The sequence below is a fragment of the Ursidibacter arcticus genome (assembly GCF_009761375.1).
Taxonomy (GTDB): domain Bacteria; phylum Pseudomonadota; class Gammaproteobacteria; order Enterobacterales; family Pasteurellaceae; genus Ursidibacter; species Ursidibacter arcticus.
In genome coordinates, this window is sequence record NZ_LEKM01000140.1 from 22,985 (window position 1) to 42,058 (window position 19,074).

Below are 19,074 nucleotides of genomic sequence, written 5' to 3' on the forward strand. Positions count from 1 at the left end.
CCCTAAATTGAGATATAAGAAATGACAGACACTCAAGAACTTATCCCTACTAAATTAGCACAAGCGATTGCTAATCCTATTTTTCCTGCGTTGGATAGCCAGTTACGCTCAGGGCGACATATCAGTTTAGAATCCCTTGATGAACACGCTTTCCTAATGGATTACCAAGCAGAATTAGAACTCTTTTATCGCCGTTATCACGTTGAGTTAATTCGTGCACCTGAAGGTTTTTTCTATCTTCGCCCGAAAGCATCAACCTTAATTGCCCGTAGTGCGATGAGTGAAATGGAAATGTTAGTCGGTAAAGTGCTTTGTTATCTCTATCTCAGCCCAGAGCGTTTGGCACAGCAAGGCATTTTTAGTTACGATGAAGTTTACGATGAGTTACTGAATTTAGCTGATGAAAGCAAATTACTTAAAGCAATTAACCCTCGTTCAACAGGGTCAGATTTAGATAAAGCTAAACTAGCCGAAAAAGTGGGTGGAGCATTACGCCGTTTACAACGTTTAGGAATGATTGTGCGTGTTGGTGATCAAAATAGTAAAAAATTTGTGATTTCTGAATCGGTATTCCGTTTTGGTGCGGATGTCAGAACAGGTGACGATCCAAGAGAAGCCCAACTTCGTTTAATTCGTGATGGGGAAGCAACAACGCCTGAATTGCTCGCTCAACAAGCGGTGGGATTAGATGAAGAAATTGCAGAGGATGCGGAAACAGAAAATGATGTAGAACAAGGTGGGGAAGAGTAATGGAAAATATCGAATTGCAAAATAATCAACCAATCGCACCGCTTGCACGCCCTGAAGGGATTGCTCGTGGCAAATTCCGCTCCCTAACATTGATTAACTGGAACGGTTTTTTTGCTCGTACCTTTGATTTAGATGAGCTAGTAACGACCTTATCAGGCGGAAATGGTGCGGGTAAATCTACCACGATGGCAGGTTTTGTCACAGCATTGATCCCCGATTTAACGTTAATTAACTTCCGTAATACCACCGAGGCGGGTTCCACATCAAGTTCTCGTGATAAAGGCTTATATGGTAAGCTCAAAGCTGGTGTGTGTTATGCGGTTTTAGAAAGTGAAAATTCACGCCAACAACGTGTGATTACAGGTGTGCGTTTACAGCAAATTGCAGGACGAGATAAAAAAGTCGATATTCGCTCTTTCTCTATTCAAAATATCCCTACCGAACAATCAGTGATCTCTATTTTTACTGAGCAAGTTGGCGATAAAAATGCACGTGTTTTGGCACTCAATGAGTTAAAAGATCGTTTTGATGGTTCAGAAATTCAGTTTAAACAATACAGCTCAATTACAGATTATCATAGTTTCTTATTTGATCTTGGGGTTATTCCTAAACGTTTACGTTCATCGGGTGATCGCAGTAAATTCTATAAATTGATTGAGGCATCACTTTACGGGGGGATTTCCAGTGTAATTACGAAATCTCTGCGTGATTACTTACTCCCTGAAAATTTAGGGGTTCGCCAAGCCTTCCAAGATATGGAATCGGCATTGCGTGAAAACCGAATGACTCTTGAGGCGATTAAAGTTACCCAGTCTGATCGTGATATGTTTAAAAAGTTGATTACCGAATCAACTAACTATGTTTCAGCAGATTTTATGCGACACGCTAACGAACGCCGAGGTAACGTCCAATTAGCTGTTGAAAAACGCCAAGAGTGGTATCAAGCTAAATCACAAATTTTGCTTGAACAGCAACGTTTCGTTGAATTTAGTCGAGAGGCGAATGAATTGGCAGAAAATGAAGGCGTACTGGAAGCGGAATATAATAGTGCGTCCGATCATCTTAATTTAGTGATGAATGCTGTTCGCCATCAAGAAAAAGTAGAACGCTACCAAAGTGAAGTTGATGAACTTAACGAAAAGTTAGAAGAACAACAAATTGCTGTTGAAGAAGTGGCAGAACGTACCGAACAGATCCAAGCTCGAGCAGAAGAGAGCGAAGAGATAGTAGAAGGACTACGTTCGCAAATGGCTGATTATCAACAAGCGTTAGATGCTCAACAAACCCGAGCATTGCAATATCAACAAGCGATTAACGCCCTTGAAAAAGCAAAACAACTTTGTGGTTTACCGCATTTAGATTTACATAATGCGGAAGATTACCTTGCGGAGTTTTCGGCTCAAGAAACGGAAATTACCGATCAAGTATTCGATTTAGAACAACGCCTATCTGTTTCTGATATGGCAAAAACACAATTCGATAAAGCCTATGAACTTGTTTGCAAAATTTCGGGTGAAACAGACCGCTTACAAGCGTGGGAAGAGGCGAGAACGCTCTTAGCTCACTACCCAACCCAAAAAACTCACGCACAACAAGCGGTGGCATTACGTCAGAAATTAACTGATCTTGAGCAGCGTTTACATCAGCAACAAAATGCACAACGTCTGCTTGCAGAATTTAATCAGAAAGCACAATTACAGCTAGAAAATGCTGAAGAGCTAGAAATTTACTATGAAGAACAACAAGCCAAAGTTGAAGATTTAGAAGCAGAGTTAGCGGAATTTGTTGAAGTCCGTTCTACTCAACGCCAACAGCGTGAGCAGCTTAACCAACAATATCAACAGCTGGCTCAAAACGCACCTGCTTGGCATACTGCACAATCTGCCTTATTACGTTTACAAGAACAATGTGGTGAAACTTTTGAAGCAAGCCAATCGGTAATGCAGTTTATGCAAAACACCCTAAGTCGTGAGCGTGAAGCCACCCTTGAACGTGATGACCTAGCTCGTTATGAACAGCAGTTAGAAACACAAATTTCACGTTTAAGCCAACCTGATGGGGCAGAAGATATTCGTTTAAATCATCTTGCCGAAAAATTCGGAGGGGTATTACTTTCAGAACTTTATGATGATGTGTCATTAGAAGATGCACCCTATTTCTCTGCGTTATACGGCGAAGCTCGCCACGCTATCGTTGTGCGTGATTTAGACGCAACTAAAGCCCAATTAGCCCAGTTAGACGATTGCCCTGATGATCTTTACCTGATTGAAGGCGATCCAAACGCCTTTGATGACAACGTATTTAATGCGGAAGAATTAGCAGATGGTGTGGTTGTTCAAGTCTCTAATCGTCAATGGCGTTACTCTAAATTCCCTGAAGTGCCATTATTTGGACGAGCATCTCGTGAAAAGCAACTAGAAAAGCTCAAAGTAGAACGAGATGAAACCGCAGAAAAACACGCAGAGCGCGCTTTTGATGTACAAAAATGCCAACGTTTACATCAACATTTAACGCAATTTGTCGGTACGCATTTAGCATTAGCATTTCAGCCTGATCCTGAAGTGGCAATGCAACAAATTGCTCAAAAACGGGCTGAAATTGAACGTGAGCTTAATCAAGCCAATGGGCAAGAACAACAAATTCGCCACCAACTTGATAATAGCAAAGCTCAACTACAACTATTAAACAAAGTGTTGCCACAGCTCAATGTGTTGGCGGACGAGACTTTAGAAGATAGAGTAGAAGAGTGCAAAGAACAGTTATTGTCGGCACAAGACGATGAACAATATATTCGCCAATTTGGGCAGTATCTAGCTCAATTAGAGCCGATTGCATCAGCATTAAAGAGCGATCCAACACAATTTGAACAACTTCAAGAACGTTACAAGCGGTCGGTTGAGCAACAAAAATTGCTTAAACAAAAAGTATTTAGTTTATCTGATGTCATTCAACGTCGTTTACATTTCAGCTACCAAGAAAGTGTGGGGGCGGAAGGTTCAGCATTAAATGAACAACTTCGCCAACGTTTAGAAGTGGCTCAAAGAGAGCGTGAATTAGTGCGTGATCAACTACGCCAAGCACAAACTCAATTCACGCAGTATAACCAAGTTCTGACATCATTACGCAGTTCTTATGATGCGAAAAATCAAATGTTACAAGAACTTCTGCGTGAAATGGACGAGTACGGTATTCGTAATGATTTAGAAGCAGTTGAACGTGCAACGTTACGTCGTGATGAATTACAACAACGTTTAAGCCAACAACGTATGCGTAAGAGTTACCTTGACAAGCAAGTCGCCGTAATTGGTGCAGAGATGGATAATCTGACTAAAGCGATGCGTAAAGCAGAGCGAGATTACCATAGCCAACGTGAAATTGTGGTACAAGCGAAAGCAAGTTGGTGTCTAGTATTACAAATGTCACGCAATAGTGATGTAGAAAAACGCCTAAATCGTCGTGAGCTGGCTTATCAATCAGCTGAAGAATTACGTTCTATTTCAGATAAAGCATTGGGGGCATTACGCCAAGCTGTTGCTGATAATGAATACCTGCGTGATAGTCTGCGTGCATCGGAAGATAACCGTAAACCAGAAAATAAAGTGGCGTTCTTTATTTCAGTCTATCAACATCTACGTGAGCGTATTCGTCAGGATATTATTAAAACCGATGATCCGATTGATGCCATCGAACAAATGGAAATTGAGCTTTCTCGCTTGACTAATGAATTGACCAGTCGTGAGAAAAAATTAGCAATCAGTGCAGAAAGTGTGGCTAACATTCTACGCAAAACCATTCAACGTGAACAAAATCGTATTTTACAGCTTAACCAAGGGCTACAAAATATTGCCTTCGGTCAAGTGAAAGGCGTGCGTTTAGTGGTGAATATTCGTGATACTCACGCTATTTTACTGAATGCACTTTCAAGTGAACGAGAACAGCATAGCGATCTATTTGAAAATCAGAAATTAAGTTTCTCAGAAGCCTTAGCGATGCTTTATAAACGAGTAAATCCACATTTAGAAATGGGACAGCGTACTCCACAAACGATAGGCGAAGAGCTACTAGATTACCGCAATTACCTTGATTTAGAGGTGGAAACCTTCCGTGGTGCAGATGGTTGGATGCGTGCAGAAAGTAGTGCATTATCAACAGGGGAAGCGATTGGTACTGGTATGTCAATCTTGCTAATGGTTGTACAAAGTTGGGAAGAAGAATCTCGCCGTTTAAGAGCGAAAGATATTCTCCCTTGCCGTTTACTTTTCTTAGATGAAGCTGCTCGACTTGATGCAATGTCTATCAATACGTTATTTGAGCTATGCGAACGTTTAGATATGCAATTATTGATTGCTGCACCTGAAAATATCAGCCCAGAAAGAGGGACAACCTATAAACTAGTGCGTAAGATTGCGAATAACCAAGAATACGTTCACGTTGTTGGACTAAAAGGTTTTGGGCAAGCATAGTAAAGGCTAATTAAAACAAAAAGGTGTAATGGACAAAATAGTTGCTGATTTACCTATTACACCACCACCTAAGTTCGATGTAATATAAAGCCCTGCAACAACAGGGCTTTAAGCTATTTTTGAAATGGACTGAAATCAACTGAATAGCGGATTTTTTTATTCCCATTCGATTGTTGCAGGTGGTTTTCCTGAAACGTCATATACTACACGGGAAATACCGTTTACTTCGTTGATGATGCGGTTTGAGATTTTACCAAGTAAATCGTATGGTAAATGAGCCCAATGTGCAGTCATAAAGTCGATGGTTTCTACGGCACGCAGTGAGACAACCCAATCATATTTTCTACCATCACCCATTACGCCTACTGATTTCACTGGTAGGAATACGGTGAAGGCTTGGCTAACTTTATAGTACCAATCGGATTTATATAGTTCTTCAATAAAAATTGCATCAGCTTTGCGTAATAAATCGCAATACTCTTTTTTCACTTCGCCTAATACACGTACGCCTAAACCTGGGCCTGGGAATGGGTGGCGATTTAACATATCAGCAGGTAAACCGAGGGCGATACCAATTTTGCGTACTTCATCTTTAAATAGTTCGCGTAGCGGTTCAACTAAGCCAAGTTTCATATAATCAGGTAATCCACCTACATTATGATGTGATTTAATAACGTGTGCTTTACCTGTTTTACTTGCCGCAGATTCAATAACATCTGGATAAATTGTACCTTGAGCTAACCATTTTACATTGGTGAGTTTTTTCGATTCATCATCAAAGACATCAACGAATACTTTACCGATAATTTTACGTTTTGCTTCAGGATCACTTACACCTTTTAGCGCATCTAAGAAACGATCTTCCGCATCAACACGAATAATATTTAAACCGAATTTATCGCCAAACATATCCATTACTTGATCAGCTTCGTTTAAACGAAGTAAACCATTATCTACGAATACGCAGTGTAAGTTTTTACCAACAGCACGATGTAGGAGCAGAGCCGTAACAGAAGAATCCACACCACCAGATAAGCCTAAAATAACTTCATCATCGCCTACTTGTGCTTTAATACGAGCAACAGCATCTTCAATGATATTTTCTGCTGTCCAGCGTGTTTCGCAACCACAGATACCAACAACGAAGTTTTTGATTAGCTCTAAACCACTTTTGGTATGGGTTACTTCTGGGTGGAATTGTACGCCATAGAAACGGCGGCTTTCGTCCGACATTGCAGCAATAGGGCAGGTTGGGGTAACACCTGTGATTTGGAAGTTTTCAGGCAAACGGGTAACTTTATCACCGTGGCTCATCCATACGTCAAGTTTTGGTGTAGAAGCGGTCAGATCATCATTTAATTTTGCAAATAAGCTGTCTGTTGCTTTTAATTCCACTGAAGCATAACCAAATTCACGATGATCAGATGTTTCAGTTAAACCGCCTAATTGCATTGCCATTGTTTGCATTCCGTAGCAGATACCAAGCACAGGAACGCCAGCGTTGAACACATATTCAGGTGCTCGCGGGCTATTTTCTTCTGTGGTACTTTCAGGGCCACCTGAAAGAATAATCCCTGTTGGGCTAAATTCACGGATTTGTTCTTCCGTCACGTCCCAAGCCCAAAGTTCAGAATATACGCCAATATCACGAATACGACGTGCGATAAGTTGAGTATATTGTGAACCGAAGTCCAAAATTAAGATTTTGTGTTTATGAATGTTTGTCATTGTTTTTTCTCTGTGATGTAAATAGATTGAAATAAAATAATTAACTAATCGGCTTTACTCTTGAGTGAGCCTAAATAAATTGCAAAAAGGGTGAGTATAGCCCCACACCATTGCAATGAACTAATTTGTTTTTCTAACAGCGTACTATCAATCACTAACGCTGCAACAGGTTCGCTGAGTAATAATAAACCTGTTAAACTTAAGCTAAGTTTAGGGATTGAGTAGGCAATTAGCCCCCAAGCAATACATTGCATTACTACTCCGTATATTAAGACCAGCCCAATGTCAGATACGGTTTTGGGATATAAGGTATCACTATTAAAATAGAGTGATGGAAGTATTAGCACAAATGCACCACTTAAACTGATTAACCACATCATTGGGAAAATCGAGATAGTTTCTTCTTTATGAGCTTGTCTAATGGTTGCCATTGAGCCTGCTAGGCAAGCCCCTGATAATAAGCCAATAAAAATACCGTAAGCACCATCAATATTATGGGTTAATTCAGGGCTTGCTATAAGTATTACGCCAACAACTGCAATAAATAAGCTCAATAATTGTAATTTTGTTTGTTTTTCATTGAAGAAAATCCAAGCAATTCCTGCTAGGAAAAATACCTGCAAGCTATTTAATAATGTTGAAATACCAGGGCCAACAGCATAAATGCTTTCGTGCCAAAATGCTAAATCAAACGCAAGCAATATACCCGAAAATACAGCCCACATAATTGCTTTGGGGTTTTTAGGTAAATGCTTACGATAAATCTTCATCAGTACCCAGAAAATCCCCGTTGCAATAAGTAATCGCCAAAAGGCAATGGCATAAGCACCAACAGGCACAAATTTAACAATAAGGCTTCCAAGCCCAAATAATATACAACCAATAATCAATAAGACGGCTGATTGGTTATGGTTTTTCATTGATGTGTACTCCTATAATACATATAAAGAGAACTGCAAAAAATTTTAGTTATCCTACCGCTTGTTAAACCATTCAACATAATCAAACTGATCGTAATAACGTTTGCCGTTTAAACCTGTGTATTCAAATAAATCTCCCACCTGTGTTTGTTGCTCAAAGCCTTTGATATAAAAGGCACTTTGTAACTCTGGGTAAGGTTTGTGAGTAAAAACGATTTTGTGTTTAAAAGGTAAATTATCAAATTCGACTAAGTCTTGATAAGTACAACCATCACGCTCGGTCATTATAATGAATAATTGTGCTAAATTCATTCGTTGCGTGCGTTGTTGCCATTTATTTTTTGCTTCATCAGCAGAACTATAATGCATAAAATGGATAGTGAGATCATCTAATTTCGCAACAGGGTAACGCTTTTCTGTTTCAATAAAGATTAAAGATTGCTGTTGATAATATTCAATATTTTTGAGATAGCGAATAAAGTCCGTTGGGGTAAGAAATAAATTCACAAAAGGCGAATTAAAACGCAGGTTTAGATCGTGCAATATAAACGCTCCTGTGCAATTACTGGATATGACAGTAAAGTCGCGGTTTAATAGGCGTTTTTGGTTGCGATAATTCACAATCTTTCTGATATAACTATTTAATTTATCTGTAACTCGTTTTATTTGTCGCATTTTATTTCCAATATAAGCGGTAAGATTTGCTAATTTTTTTGCATATATTAAAAGCCTGAGAACATTTCTATCTCTTGTATAGATATAAAAAAACTTCCCCTACATAAAATAGGGGAAGTATTTGTTAAGAGTAATTAGCTCATTCGGTAGTTTGGTGCTTCTTTGGTAATAGTCACATCGTGAACGTGACTTTCTTTAATACCAGCACCACTAATGCGGACAAATTGTGCTTTTGTGCGTAAATCATCAATCGTTGGACAGCCTGTTAAACCCATACAAGAGCGTAAACCACCCATTTGTTGATGAATAATTTCTTTTAAGAAACCTTTGTATGGAATACGACCTTCAATACCTTCAGGTACTAATTTATCTGCTGCGTTATCAGATTGGAAATAACGGTCTGATGAGCCTTTTGACATTGCACCGAGTGACCCCATTCCACGATAAGATTTGAATGCACGACCTTGATAAAGTTCGATTTCACCCGGTGCTTCTTCTGTGCCTGCAAACATTGAACCTACCATTACACAACTTGCACCTGCTGCAATCGCTTTCGCAATATCGCCAGAGTAACGAATACCACCATCAGCAATCACAGGAATACCACGATCTTTTAATGCAGCTGCCGCATCTGCAATAGCGGTAATTTGTGGAACACCGACCCCTGTAACAATACGCGTTGTACAGATTGAGCCAGGCCCAATACCCACTTTCACCGCACTTGCACCAGCGTCAGCAAGTGCAATAGCACCTTCGGCTGTTGCTACGTTACCTGCTACGATGGGTAGGTTTGGATATTTCGCACGAGTTTCACGCACACGTTGTAGCACACCTTCTGAATGACCGTGAGAAGAGTCGATTAACAGCACATCTACGCCAGCTTTAACAAGGGCTTCAATACGTTCTTCATTGCCTGGGCCTGCACCAACAGCCGCCCCAACACGCAAGCGACCAAATTCATCTTTACACGCATTCGGTTTGCTTTCCGCTTTTTGATAATCTTTTAAGGTGATCATTCCTTTTAGTTTAAAATTATCATCAACAACGAGTACTTTCTCAACACGATGCTCGTGCATTAAATGGAAAATTTCTTCACGCGTTGCATTTTCTTTAACGGTAACTAAACGATCTTTAGGCGTCATAAAATCAGCAACGGTTTTATTTAAGTCAGAAACAAAACGAGTATCACGTCCTGTAATAATACCCACTAAATTGCCATTAGCATCAACCACTGGATAGCCTGCAAAGCCATTTTTCTTCACAATTTCAGCTAATTCTGCAAGGGTAACATCAGGAGAAACAGTAACAGGCTCAGATACAATTCCACTTTCAAATTTTTTCACTTTGCGTACGCGATCTGCTTGGCGTTCAATCGTCATATTCTTATGAATAAAACCAATACCCCCTTCTTGAGCAAGAGAGATAGCTAATTTAGTTTCAGTTACAGTATCCATTGCCGCAGAAAGCATCGGAATATTTAAACGAATTTCTTTGGTAAGTTGAGTTGAAAGGTTTGCGGTATTAGGTAACACAGTAGAGTGTGCTGGGACAAGTAAAACATCATCAAATGTTAGTGCTTCTTGTTTGATTCGTAGCATTGCAATAGTTCCTTAAATAGAGATTTTAAAATTAAACTGGAAAAATTGCGGGCGGATTATACAGAGGTTAGCGTAATTTGTAAATTTACAAGCGGTGAGTTTTTTATGAATTTTTGCATAAATTTTAATGGGTTGATAAGACTTTAGAATGTTCGTGTAATAATATATCTAAGATTCATTGCTTAATATAGCAATATTTTGTTATATAATAGTTAAATCAATAATTCTTATAATAAGGACCTATATGCAATTTATCAACATCGCCAATGAAGGCGTTAAAAATTTATCTCCGTACCAAGCTGGAAAACCGATTGAAGAACTAGAACGTGAGCTTGGTATTTCTAATATTATTAAATTAGCGTCAAACGAAAACCCATTCGGCTTCCCAGAAAGTGCCAAGCAGGCAATTCAAGCACAATTAGCAGATTTAACTCGCTATCCTGATGCAAATGGCTATTACCTTAAAGACGTCATTGCAAAAAAATTTGGTGTTGAACTAAATCAAATTACCTTAGGGAATGGCTCAAATGACTTGTTAGAGTTAATCGCACATACTTTTGCGACAGAGCAAGATGAAATTATCTTTTCACAATATGCGTTTATTGTTTATCCGTTAGTTGCTCAAGCGATCAACGCAAGATCAGTTGTGATCCCTGCTAAAGATTATGGACACGATTTAGATGCCTTTGTTGCGGCTATTACGCCTAAAACAAAATTGATTTATGTGGCAAATCCTAATAATCCTACGGGGACATTTTTAACACATCAACAAATTGCAGAATTTTTAGCAAAAGTACCCGAAAATGTGATTGTTGTCCTTGATGAAGCCTACACAGAATTTACACACCCAGATGAGCGGGTAGATTCATTCAAACTTTTACAACAACATTCAAATTTAGTAATTTGTCGTACTTTATCCAAGGCTTATGGTTTAGCTGGGTTACGCATTGGTTATGCAGTCTCAAATAATGAAATTGCAGACTTATTTAATCGTGTTCGCCAACCGTTTAACTGTAATAGTTTAGCGTTGGCAGCAGCGATTGCGGTAATGCAAGATGATGCGTTTGTGGCACAAGTAGCGGAAAATAACCGTATTGAAATGGCTCGCTATGAACAATTTTTCCAACAAAATGGTTTGGAATATATTCGTTCTAAAGGTAATTTTATTACGGTTGATCTGAAACAACCAGCAGCCCCTATTTATGAGAAATTACTTCATCAAGGTGTCATCGTACGCCCTATTGCTGGGTACGGAATGCCAAATCATTTACGTATTAGCATTGGTTTACCTGAAGAGAATGATCGTTTCTTTGATGCACTTCTCAAGGTATTAAACTAATTAACAAGCGGTAAGATTGCCACTCTTTTTTGCAAATTTTTGTACGAATCTTACCGCTTACCAAATCAATTTATCACTCGGAATTTCTATGCAAACATTAACATTAAACCCAATCAGTCGGGTGGAAGGCGAAATCAATTTGCCTGGTTCAAAAAGTTTATCTAATCGAGCCTTATTATTAGCAGCTCTTGCTGAAGGCACAACAAAAGTCACTAATTTATTAGATAGTGATGATATTCGTCATATGCTCAATGCGTTAAAACAACTTGGTGTAAATTACCAACTTTCAGATGATAAAACTATTTGTGAAGTGACAGGTGTTGGTGGTGCATTTGAGTGGCAAAATGGGTTAGCTTTATTTTTAGGCAATGCAGGCACTGCAATGCGTCCATTAACCGCAGCACTTTGTTTAAAAGGCAAAAATGAAAGTGAAGTGATTTTAACGGGCGAACCAAGAATGAAAGAACGTCCAATTTTGCACCTAGTTGATGCGTTACGTCAGCTTGGGGCGAATATCACTTATTTAGAAAATGAAGGATATCCGCCAATCGCTATTCGTAATACAGGATTAAAAGGCAATTACGTTAAAATAGATGGTTCAATTTCATCACAATTTTTAACTGCATTGCTAATGGCAGCACCTTTAGCCGAAAATGATATGACGATTGAGATTATTGGTGATCTGGTTTCAAAACCTTATATTGATATTACTTTAGCGATGATGCGTGATTTTGGCGTGACAGTGTCTCATCAAAACTATCAATTATTTTCAGTCAAAGGTCAGCAAAAATATCATTCCCCACAGCAATATTTAGTGGAGGGCGATGCGTCTTCGGCATCTTATTTTTTAGCTACTGGAGCGATTAAGGGTAAGGTAAAAGTAACAGGAATTGGTAAAAATTCTATTCAAGGTGACCGCTTGTTTGCTGATGTGCTTGAAAAAATGGGGGCGAAAATTACTTGGGGTGATGATTTTATCCAAGCTGAACAAGGTGATCTAAAAGGCATTGATATGGATATGAACCATATTCCCGATGCGGCAATGACAATCGCAACTACAGCATTATTTGCTCAAGGCGAAACGGTTATTCGTAATATTTATAACTGGCGTGTTAAAGAAACAGATAGACTAACCGCAATGGCAACAGAACTACGCAAAGTGGGTGCAGAAGTGGAAGAAGGCGAAGATTTTATTCGCATTCAACCTCTTGCATTAGCGGATTTTAAACACGCAGAAATTGAAACTTATAATGATCATAGAATGGCAATGTGCTTTGCATTGATTGCATTATCCAATACACCAGTTACTATTTTAGATCCGAAATGTACCGCTAAAACTTTCCCTACTTTCTTTGAGGAATTTGAGAAAGTCAGCGTTATTGCATAGTTCTGCTTTTCTCTTATTTTAGAATATTAGGTGGGTTTTAAGCCCACTTAATAATTTTGACTTCTCAATTTTTTCTAAATGATTTTTCAAATTTGCGATCTGCTTCAAATTTTAAACTGTAAGAGTATGATAGTATTCAACACAGTTAAATGTCATACAGCAAGGAGCTTATTATGTACAAACATATTTTGGTTGCCGTTGATCTTTCTGAAGAAAGTCTTGTATTACTTCGTAAAGGTGCAAAACTCGCAGAAAAATGTGGTGCTAAACTGTCGTTAATTCACGTGGACGTGAATTTCTCAGACCTTTACACAGGCTTAATTGATATCAATATGTCATCAGTGCAAGACTCTGTATCAGAAGAAACACTCAAAGCCTTAGAAGAATTAGCACACAAAGTCGAATATCCTGTAACAGAGCGTTTAAATGGTAGCGGAGATTTCAGTCAGGTATTGGAAGATGCCGTAGAAAAATATAATGTTGATCTCCTTGTTACGGGACACCATCAAGACTTTTGGAGTAAATTTATGTCTTCAACTCGTCAGGTGATGAATAATGTATCCGTAGATATGTTAGTTGTGCCATTGGCAAGTGAGTAATAAAATTTAACCGCTTGTGATAAAGACAAGCGGTTAGTTTTGATAAATTTTTTACTTCTGTGTCGATAACCTAGCACAGTATCTAAAAAAATGTGTAGAATAGGCAGGTTACTGTTAGAAACAGAATTTTATACAATTTTTTATATATTAGAGTATTGAAATGAAAACGACTTCAGAGATTAGACAATCCTTCTTAGAATTTTTCCAAAGTAAAGGACATACTATTGTACCAAGCAGTTCGCTTGTTCCCGAAAACGATCCAACATTATTATTTACTAATGCTGGAATGAACCAGTTCAAAGATGTATTCCTAGGTTTAGATAAACGTAGTTATAGTCGAGCGACTAGCTCGCAACGTTGTGTGCGTGCAGGTGGTAAACATAATGATTTAGAGAACGTAGGCTATACCGCTCGTCATCATACTTTTTTTGAAATGCTAGGTAACTTTAGCTTTGGTGATTATTTTAAACAGGATGCGATTGCATTTGCTTGGGAATATTTAACATCACCACAATGGCTTGGCTTACCAAAAGAAAAGTTATGGGTAACCGTATATGAAACCGATGATGAAGCCTACGATATTTGGAACAAAGAAATCGGTGTGCCAGCAGAACGTATTGTTCGTATTGGCGATAACAAGGGTGCACCTTATGCATCGGATAATTTCTGGCAAATGGGTGATACTGGTCCTTGTGGACCTTGTACTGAAATTTTCTATGACCACGGCGATCATATTTGGGGAGGTCCACCAGGTTCAGCTGAAGAAGATGGCGATCGCTATATCGAAATTTGGAACGTAGTATTTATGCAATTTAACCGTCAGGCTGACGGCACAATGGAAAAATTACCAAAACCATCGGTTGATACAGGAATGGGGTTAGAGCGTATTAGTGCTGTGTTACAACACGTAAACTCTAACTACGAAATTGATATTTTCCAAACGCTGATTAAAGAGATTGCAACTTTATTAAATGTTCAAGATCTTGATAATAAATCATTACGTGTTATCGCAGATCATATCCGTTCTTGTGCTTATTTAATCGCTGATGGTGTTGTTCCATCAAATGAAGGTCGTGGCTATGTGCTTCGCCGTATTATTCGTCGAGCAGTGCGACACGGTAATATTCTAGGTGCAAAATCCGCTTTCTTTTATAAACTAGTACCTACTTTAGCAAAAGCGATGGGGCAAGCAGGTGAAATCATTACGCAAAAACAAGCACATATTGAGAAAGCCTTAAAAGCAGAAGAAGAACAGTTTGCTCGTACTTTAGAACGTGGTTTAACGTTGCTAGAAGATGCTTTAGCGAAAGTACAAAATAACCAACTGTCAGGCGAGGTTGCTTTCAAACTTTATGATACCTACGGTTTCCCATTGGATTTAACCGCTGATGTTTGTCGTGAACGTGATATTACTATTGATGAAGCTGGATTTGAAAAAGAAATGCAGGCTCAGCGTGCAAGGGCACAAGCAAGTAGTAATTTTGGTACAGACTATAATAATGTAATTAAGGTTGATGGCTCGACTATTTTTAAAGGTTATGACGTCACAGAAACAGATGCAACAGTTGTTGGCTTATTCAGTAATGGTAAAGCCGTAGAGCGTATTGATTCTGGCGAAAATGCAGTGATTATTTTAGATCAAACCGCATTTTATGGTGAATCGGGTGGGCAAGTTGGCGATAGCGGTCAGATTTCATCAGAAACTTGCAATTTTGATGTTAAAGATACGCAGAAATATGGACAGGTATTTGGACATATTGGTCAATTAACGTCAGGTTCATTATCAATTGGTGATAAGGTTTCTGCTCAAGTAGAGACGACACGTCGTCACGCAATTACACTCAACCATAGTGCAACTCACTTACTTCATTCAGCATTACGTCAAGTCTTGGGTGACCATGTTGCTCAAAAAGGCTCTTTGGTGTCAGAAAATACTTTACGTTTTGACTTTTCTCAGCCAGAAGCAATTGCTAAAACAGATTTAGAAGAGATTGAACGTATCATTAACCGCAAAATTCGTGAAAATAATACTGTAACTACTCAAGTAATGGACTTGGAAGCAGCTAAACAAAAAGGTGCAATGGCATTATTTGGCGAGAAATATGGTGATCAAGTTCGTGTTGTTGATATGGGCGAATTTTCTATTGAACTCTGTGGTGGTACACACGTTAAACAAACAGGCGATATAGGTTTATTCAAATTTATCTCTGAAGGTGCTGTGGCGGCAGGGGTTCGCCGTGTGGAAGCGGTTACAGGTGAAAATGCGATCGATTTATTACACCAACAGCAACAGATTTTGAACCAAAGTAGCGAATTGTTAAAAGCAGATAGCCATACTTTAGTAGAAAAAATCCAGCAATTACAAGAGAAGAGTAAGAAAGTTGAAAAAGAACTACAACAACTGAAAGAAAAACTTGCGTCTCAAGCAGGTGGTGAATTAGCCAAACAAGCTCAACAAATCAATGGCGTAAATGTTTTAGTTCAACAACTCGACAATGTAGATGCAAAAGCATTAAGAACAATGGTTGATGATTTAAAAAATCAATTAGGTTCAGCTGTCATTGCGTTTGTAACACATTCTGAAGGCAAGGTGAATTTAATTGTCGGAGTAACTAACAATTTAACCTCAAAAATTAATGCTGGGGAATTGGTTGGTTTAATGGCAAAAGAAGTTGGTGGTAAAGGGGGCGGTAGAGCCGATATGGCTATGGCTGGTGGTAGCCAACCTGAACATATCAATAATGCCTTAACTCTTGCTACAAACTGGATTCAAGCAAAACTTTAATAATAAAAATGCAAGGTAAATGAAATTACCTTGCTGATACAAATTAAAAGGAGATAGTTATGCTGATCTTAACGCGTAAAATAGGAGAAAGTTTATTAATTGGTGATGATGTTGAAATCACTGTATTAAGTGTTCGCGGTAGTCAAGTTAAATTAGGAGTTAAAGCACCTAAAGAAATTTCTGTTCACCGTGAAGAAATCTATCAGCGGATCAAAGCATTAGCAGAAGAAACTGCCGAAGATACGAAATAACGTATTATATAAAACTCATATTTTCATATAAGGAAATCATTATGGAAAAATTAACTTGCTTTAAAGCCTATGACATTCGAGGACAATTAGGTAGTGAACTCAATGTTGATATTGCTTATCGTATTGGTCGTGCATTTGGTCAATTTTTAAAACCAAAGAATATTGTTGTAGGTGGCGATGTTCGTTTAACCAGTAATGAGCTCAAAAGTGCCGTAACGAATGGTCTATTAGACTCAGGTGTTGATGTCATTGATTTAGGACAAACAGGTACAGAAGAAGTTTATTTTGCTACATCATTTTTAAAAGCAGATGGTGGGATTGAAGTCACCGCAAGTCACAACCCAATGGATTATAATGGAATGAAATTGGTTCGTGCTGGTTCTCGCCCTATTAGTGCCGAAAGTGGCTTAGCGGATATCCAACGTCTTGCTGAAGAAAATAATTTTCCACCAGTGACTCAACGTGGTACTTATACACAAAAAAGCGTTTTAGGTGAATATGTAGAACATTTGCTCTCTTATATTGATATTAAAAAACTTACACCGAAAACATTAGTTATCAATTCAGGTAATGGTGCTGCAGGTAAGGTTATTGATGCAATTGAATCACAATTCAAGGCAAATAATGTTCCTGTTAAATTTATCAAAGTACACAATAATCCAGATGGTAACTTCCCAAATGGAATTCCTAATCCGATTTTACACGAAAATCGACAAGACTCTATTGATGCAGTCTTAGAGAATAAAGCAGATATGGGTGTTGCTTTTGATGGTGATTTTGACCGCTGTTTCTTATTTGATGAAAAAGCAGGCTTTATTGAAGGTTATTATGTGGTAGGGTTACTTTCTCAAGCGTTCTTACAAAAAAATCCAGGGGCTAAGATTATTTATGATCCTCGCCTAATTTGGAATACAGAAGAGCTTGTAAAAGAAAGTGGTGGTGAAGCAGTAATGTCTAAATCAGGCCACTCATTCATTAAAGAGAAAATGCGTGAAGTTGATGCTATTTACGGTGGAGAGATGAGTGCTCATCACTATTTCCGCGATTTCTTCTATTGCGATAGTGGTATGATTCCTTGGTTATTAACCTTAGAATTACTTTGTACCACAGGAAAAACTTTAAGTGAATTAGTCGGCGAACGCTTAGATAAATACCCATCACCAGGTGAAATCAACAGTAAATTAGCTGATGCTAAAGTCGCAATTGAACGTGTATTAAATGCTTATAAAGAAAATGCAAAATCTGTCGAAACACTAGATGGAATTAGTGTAGAATTTGAAAACTGGCGTTTTAATTTAAGAAGCTCAAATACTGAGCCAGTTGTTCGCCTAAACCTTGAAACAAAAGGTGATAAAGCATTGATGCAACAAAAAACAGATGAAGTATTAGCATTACTTCGTCAATAGTTGCAAAATTTTTTAACCAAGAAACCGCTTACGTTGGTAGGCGGTTGATTATTTTTTTATTATAAGGGTTTCCAATGAAAGTAATTATTCCTGTTGCAGGGTTAGGTACTCGAATGCTTCCGGCAACTAAAGCAATTCCAAAAGAGATGCTGACAATTGCAGATAAACCATTGATTCAATATATCGTTAATGAATGTGTTGCTGCAGGAATTAAAGAGATTGTCCTTGTTACTCATTCATCTAAAAATGCTATCGAAAACCATTTTGATACCTCTTTTGAATTAGAAACAATGCTTGAGAAACGTGTTAAACGTCAGTTATTAGATGAAGTTCGTTCTATTGTACCTAAAGATGTTACTATTATGCACGTTCGCCAAGGGCAAGCAAAAGGCTTAGGACACGCAGTGTTATGTGGACGAGCATTAGTAGGAAATGAGCCATTTGCAGTTGTTTTACCTGATGTGTTATTAGCAGATTTTACAGCAGATCAGAAATCTGAAAACTTATCTGCAATGATTGCTCGATTTAAAGAGACTGGAAATAGCCAAATTATGGTTGCTCCAGTGGCGAAAGAAGATGTTAGTAGCTATGGTGTAGTGGATTGTCAAGGTGCAGAACTACAGCCAGCGGGTACGGCTAAAATTGTCAATATTATCGAAAAGCCTGCGGTAGAAGATGCTCCGTCTAATTTCGCTGTTGTAGGACGTTATGTATTTTCTGCAGAAATTTGGGATCTTCTTGCTAAAACCCCGATTGGTGTGGGTGATGAAATTCAATTAACAGATGCAATTGATATGTTAATTGAACAACAAGATGTGGAAGCATTCCATATGACAGGTAAAACATTTGATTGTGGTGATAAACTGGGCTATATGGAAGCTTTCGTAGAATATAGTTTAAATCACGATAAATTTGGACAAGCATTTAAAGATTATCTAAAAAAATTAGCAAAATCTTTATAAATTTATAAAAAGACGCATTTAGCGTCTCAGATTATTGACAAAGTCTTTTTTCATTCGGACGCCAGCGTGGCGTCCCTACAAGGAAAGTTATAACCAATTGAAAAATAACATATTTTATTTTTGTTGTGTAGGGACGCCACGCTGGCGTCCGTTTATTGAATACAACAAATTGAGGTTTGTCATCAATCTATGGTGGGCTAAAGCCCACCCT

General features: G+C 38.4%; 13 protein-coding genes. 9 read left to right on the forward strand and 4 right to left on the reverse strand.

The window, feature by feature from the left end; genetic code table 11:
• Positions 1 to 21: 21 nt before the first annotated feature.
• Both mukE and mukB read left to right on the forward strand, forming a co-directional pair.
• A complete protein-coding gene (gene mukE, locus A1D25_RS06050) occupies positions 22 to 750 on the forward strand; it encodes a chromosome partition protein MukE (RefSeq protein ID WP_157394799.1) in 729 nt (242 codons plus the stop codon).
• On the forward strand, positions 750 to 5,213 hold the full coding sequence (gene mukB / locus A1D25_RS06055) for a chromosome partition protein MukB (RefSeq protein ID WP_157394800.1): 4,464 nt from the start codon (positions 750 to 752) through the stop codon (positions 5,211 to 5,213). The genes mukE and mukB overlap by 1 nt, the downstream gene beginning before the upstream one ends.
• A gap of 156 nt (positions 5,214 to 5,369) precedes the next feature.
• Here mukB and guaA read toward each other — a convergent pair whose 3' ends face one another.
• From guaA to guaB, 4 genes are all read right to left on the reverse strand, one after another.
• A complete protein-coding gene (gene guaA, locus A1D25_RS06060) occupies positions 5,370 to 6,941 on the reverse strand; it encodes a glutamine-hydrolyzing GMP synthase (RefSeq protein ID WP_157394801.1) in 1,572 nt (523 codons plus the stop codon).
• 44 nt (positions 6,942 to 6,985) lie between these two features.
• A complete protein-coding gene (locus tag A1D25_RS06065; protein ID WP_157394802.1) occupies positions 6,986 to 7,861 on the reverse strand; it encodes a DMT family transporter in 876 nt (291 codons plus the stop codon).
• Positions 7,862 to 7,915: 54 nt separating this feature from the next.
• Entirely contained in the window at positions 7,916 to 8,536 is a 621-nt protein-coding gene (locus A1D25_RS06070; protein ID WP_157394803.1) for a DUF1919 domain-containing protein, read from the reverse strand.
• Positions 8,537 to 8,670: 134 nt separating this feature from the next.
• The gene (guaB, locus tag A1D25_RS06075) at positions 8,671 to 10,134 is read right to left on the reverse strand and encodes an IMP dehydrogenase (protein WP_157394804.1); all 1,464 of its coding nucleotides are present in this window, start codon (positions 10,132 to 10,134) and stop codon (positions 8,671 to 8,673) included.
• Between the two features lie 244 nt (positions 10,135 to 10,378).
• Here guaB and hisC point away from each other — a divergent pair, with 244 nt between their 5' ends.
• The 7 genes from hisC (at position 10,379) to galU (ending at position 18,863) form a co-directional block, all read left to right on the forward strand.
• On the forward strand, positions 10,379 to 11,473 hold the full coding sequence (gene hisC, locus A1D25_RS06080) for a histidinol-phosphate transaminase (RefSeq protein WP_157394805.1): 1,095 nt from the start codon (positions 10,379 to 10,381) through the stop codon (positions 11,471 to 11,473).
• An 88-nt stretch (positions 11,474 to 11,561) separates the two neighbouring features.
• Positions 11,562 to 12,860, forward strand: a complete 1,299-nt coding sequence (gene aroA / locus A1D25_RS06085; RefSeq protein WP_157394806.1) for a 3-phosphoshikimate 1-carboxyvinyltransferase — start codon at positions 11,562 to 11,564, stop codon at positions 12,858 to 12,860.
• A gap of 173 nt (positions 12,861 to 13,033) precedes the next feature.
• Positions 13,034 to 13,459: a universal stress protein UspA gene (gene uspA / locus A1D25_RS06090; protein ID WP_157394807.1), complete on the forward strand. Its 426-nt coding sequence runs from the start codon at positions 13,034 to 13,036 to the stop codon at positions 13,457 to 13,459.
• Between the two features lie 160 nt (positions 13,460 to 13,619).
• The gene (alaS, locus tag A1D25_RS06095) at positions 13,620 to 16,244 is read left to right on the forward strand and encodes an alanine--tRNA ligase (protein WP_157394808.1); all 2,625 of its coding nucleotides are present in this window, start codon (positions 13,620 to 13,622) and stop codon (positions 16,242 to 16,244) included.
• 59 nt (positions 16,245 to 16,303) lie between these two features.
• On the forward strand, positions 16,304 to 16,495 hold the full coding sequence (csrA, locus tag A1D25_RS06100; RefSeq protein ID WP_157394809.1) for a carbon storage regulator CsrA: 192 nt from the start codon (positions 16,304 to 16,306) through the stop codon (positions 16,493 to 16,495).
• Between the two features lie 41 nt (positions 16,496 to 16,536).
• The gene (locus A1D25_RS06105) at positions 16,537 to 17,901 is read left to right on the forward strand and encodes a phosphohexomutase domain-containing protein (RefSeq protein WP_157394810.1); all 1,365 of its coding nucleotides are present in this window, start codon (positions 16,537 to 16,539) and stop codon (positions 17,899 to 17,901) included.
• 74 nt (positions 17,902 to 17,975) lie between these two features.
• Positions 17,976 to 18,863 carry a UTP--glucose-1-phosphate uridylyltransferase GalU gene (gene galU, locus A1D25_RS06110; RefSeq protein WP_157394811.1) on the forward strand — a complete coding sequence of 296 codons (888 nt, stop codon included), beginning with the start codon at positions 17,976 to 17,978 and terminating at the stop codon, positions 18,861 to 18,863.
• Positions 18,864 to 19,074 lie beyond the last annotated feature (211 nt).

Excerpts from the sequence above, each read along its gene's own strand:
- A1D25_RS06070 (WP_157394803.1), bottom strand. The coding sequence starts at position 8,536 with ATGCGACAAATAAAACGAGTTACAGATAAATTAAATAGTTATATCAGA.
- guaB (WP_157394804.1), bottom strand. The coding sequence starts at position 10,134 with ATGCTACGAATCAAACAAGAAGCACTAACATTTGATGATGTTTTACTT.
- uspA (WP_157394807.1), top strand. The coding sequence starts at position 13,034 with ATGTACAAACATATTTTGGTTGCCGTTGATCTTTCTGAAGAAAGTCTT.
- csrA (WP_157394809.1), top strand. The coding sequence starts at position 16,304 with ATGCTGATCTTAACGCGTAAAATAGGAGAAAGTTTATTAATTGGTGAT.
- mukB (WP_157394800.1), top strand. The coding sequence starts at position 750 with ATGGAAAATATCGAATTGCAAAATAATCAACCAATCGCACCGCTTGCA.
- galU (WP_157394811.1), top strand. The coding sequence starts at position 17,976 with ATGAAAGTAATTATTCCTGTTGCAGGGTTAGGTACTCGAATGCTTCCG.
- A1D25_RS06065 (WP_157394802.1), bottom strand. The coding sequence starts at position 7,861 with ATGAAAAACCATAACCAATCAGCCGTCTTATTGATTATTGGTTGTATA.
- A1D25_RS06105 (WP_157394810.1), top strand. The coding sequence starts at position 16,537 with ATGGAAAAATTAACTTGCTTTAAAGCCTATGACATTCGAGGACAATTA.
- aroA (WP_157394806.1), top strand. The coding sequence starts at position 11,562 with ATGCAAACATTAACATTAAACCCAATCAGTCGGGTGGAAGGCGAAATC.
- mukE (WP_157394799.1), top strand. The coding sequence starts at position 22 with ATGACAGACACTCAAGAACTTATCCCTACTAAATTAGCACAAGCGATT.
- alaS (WP_157394808.1), top strand. The coding sequence starts at position 13,620 with ATGAAAACGACTTCAGAGATTAGACAATCCTTCTTAGAATTTTTCCAA.
- guaA (WP_157394801.1), bottom strand. The coding sequence starts at position 6,941 with ATGACAAACATTCATAAACACAAAATCTTAATTTTGGACTTCGGTTCA.
- hisC (WP_157394805.1), top strand. The coding sequence starts at position 10,379 with ATGCAATTTATCAACATCGCCAATGAAGGCGTTAAAAATTTATCTCCG.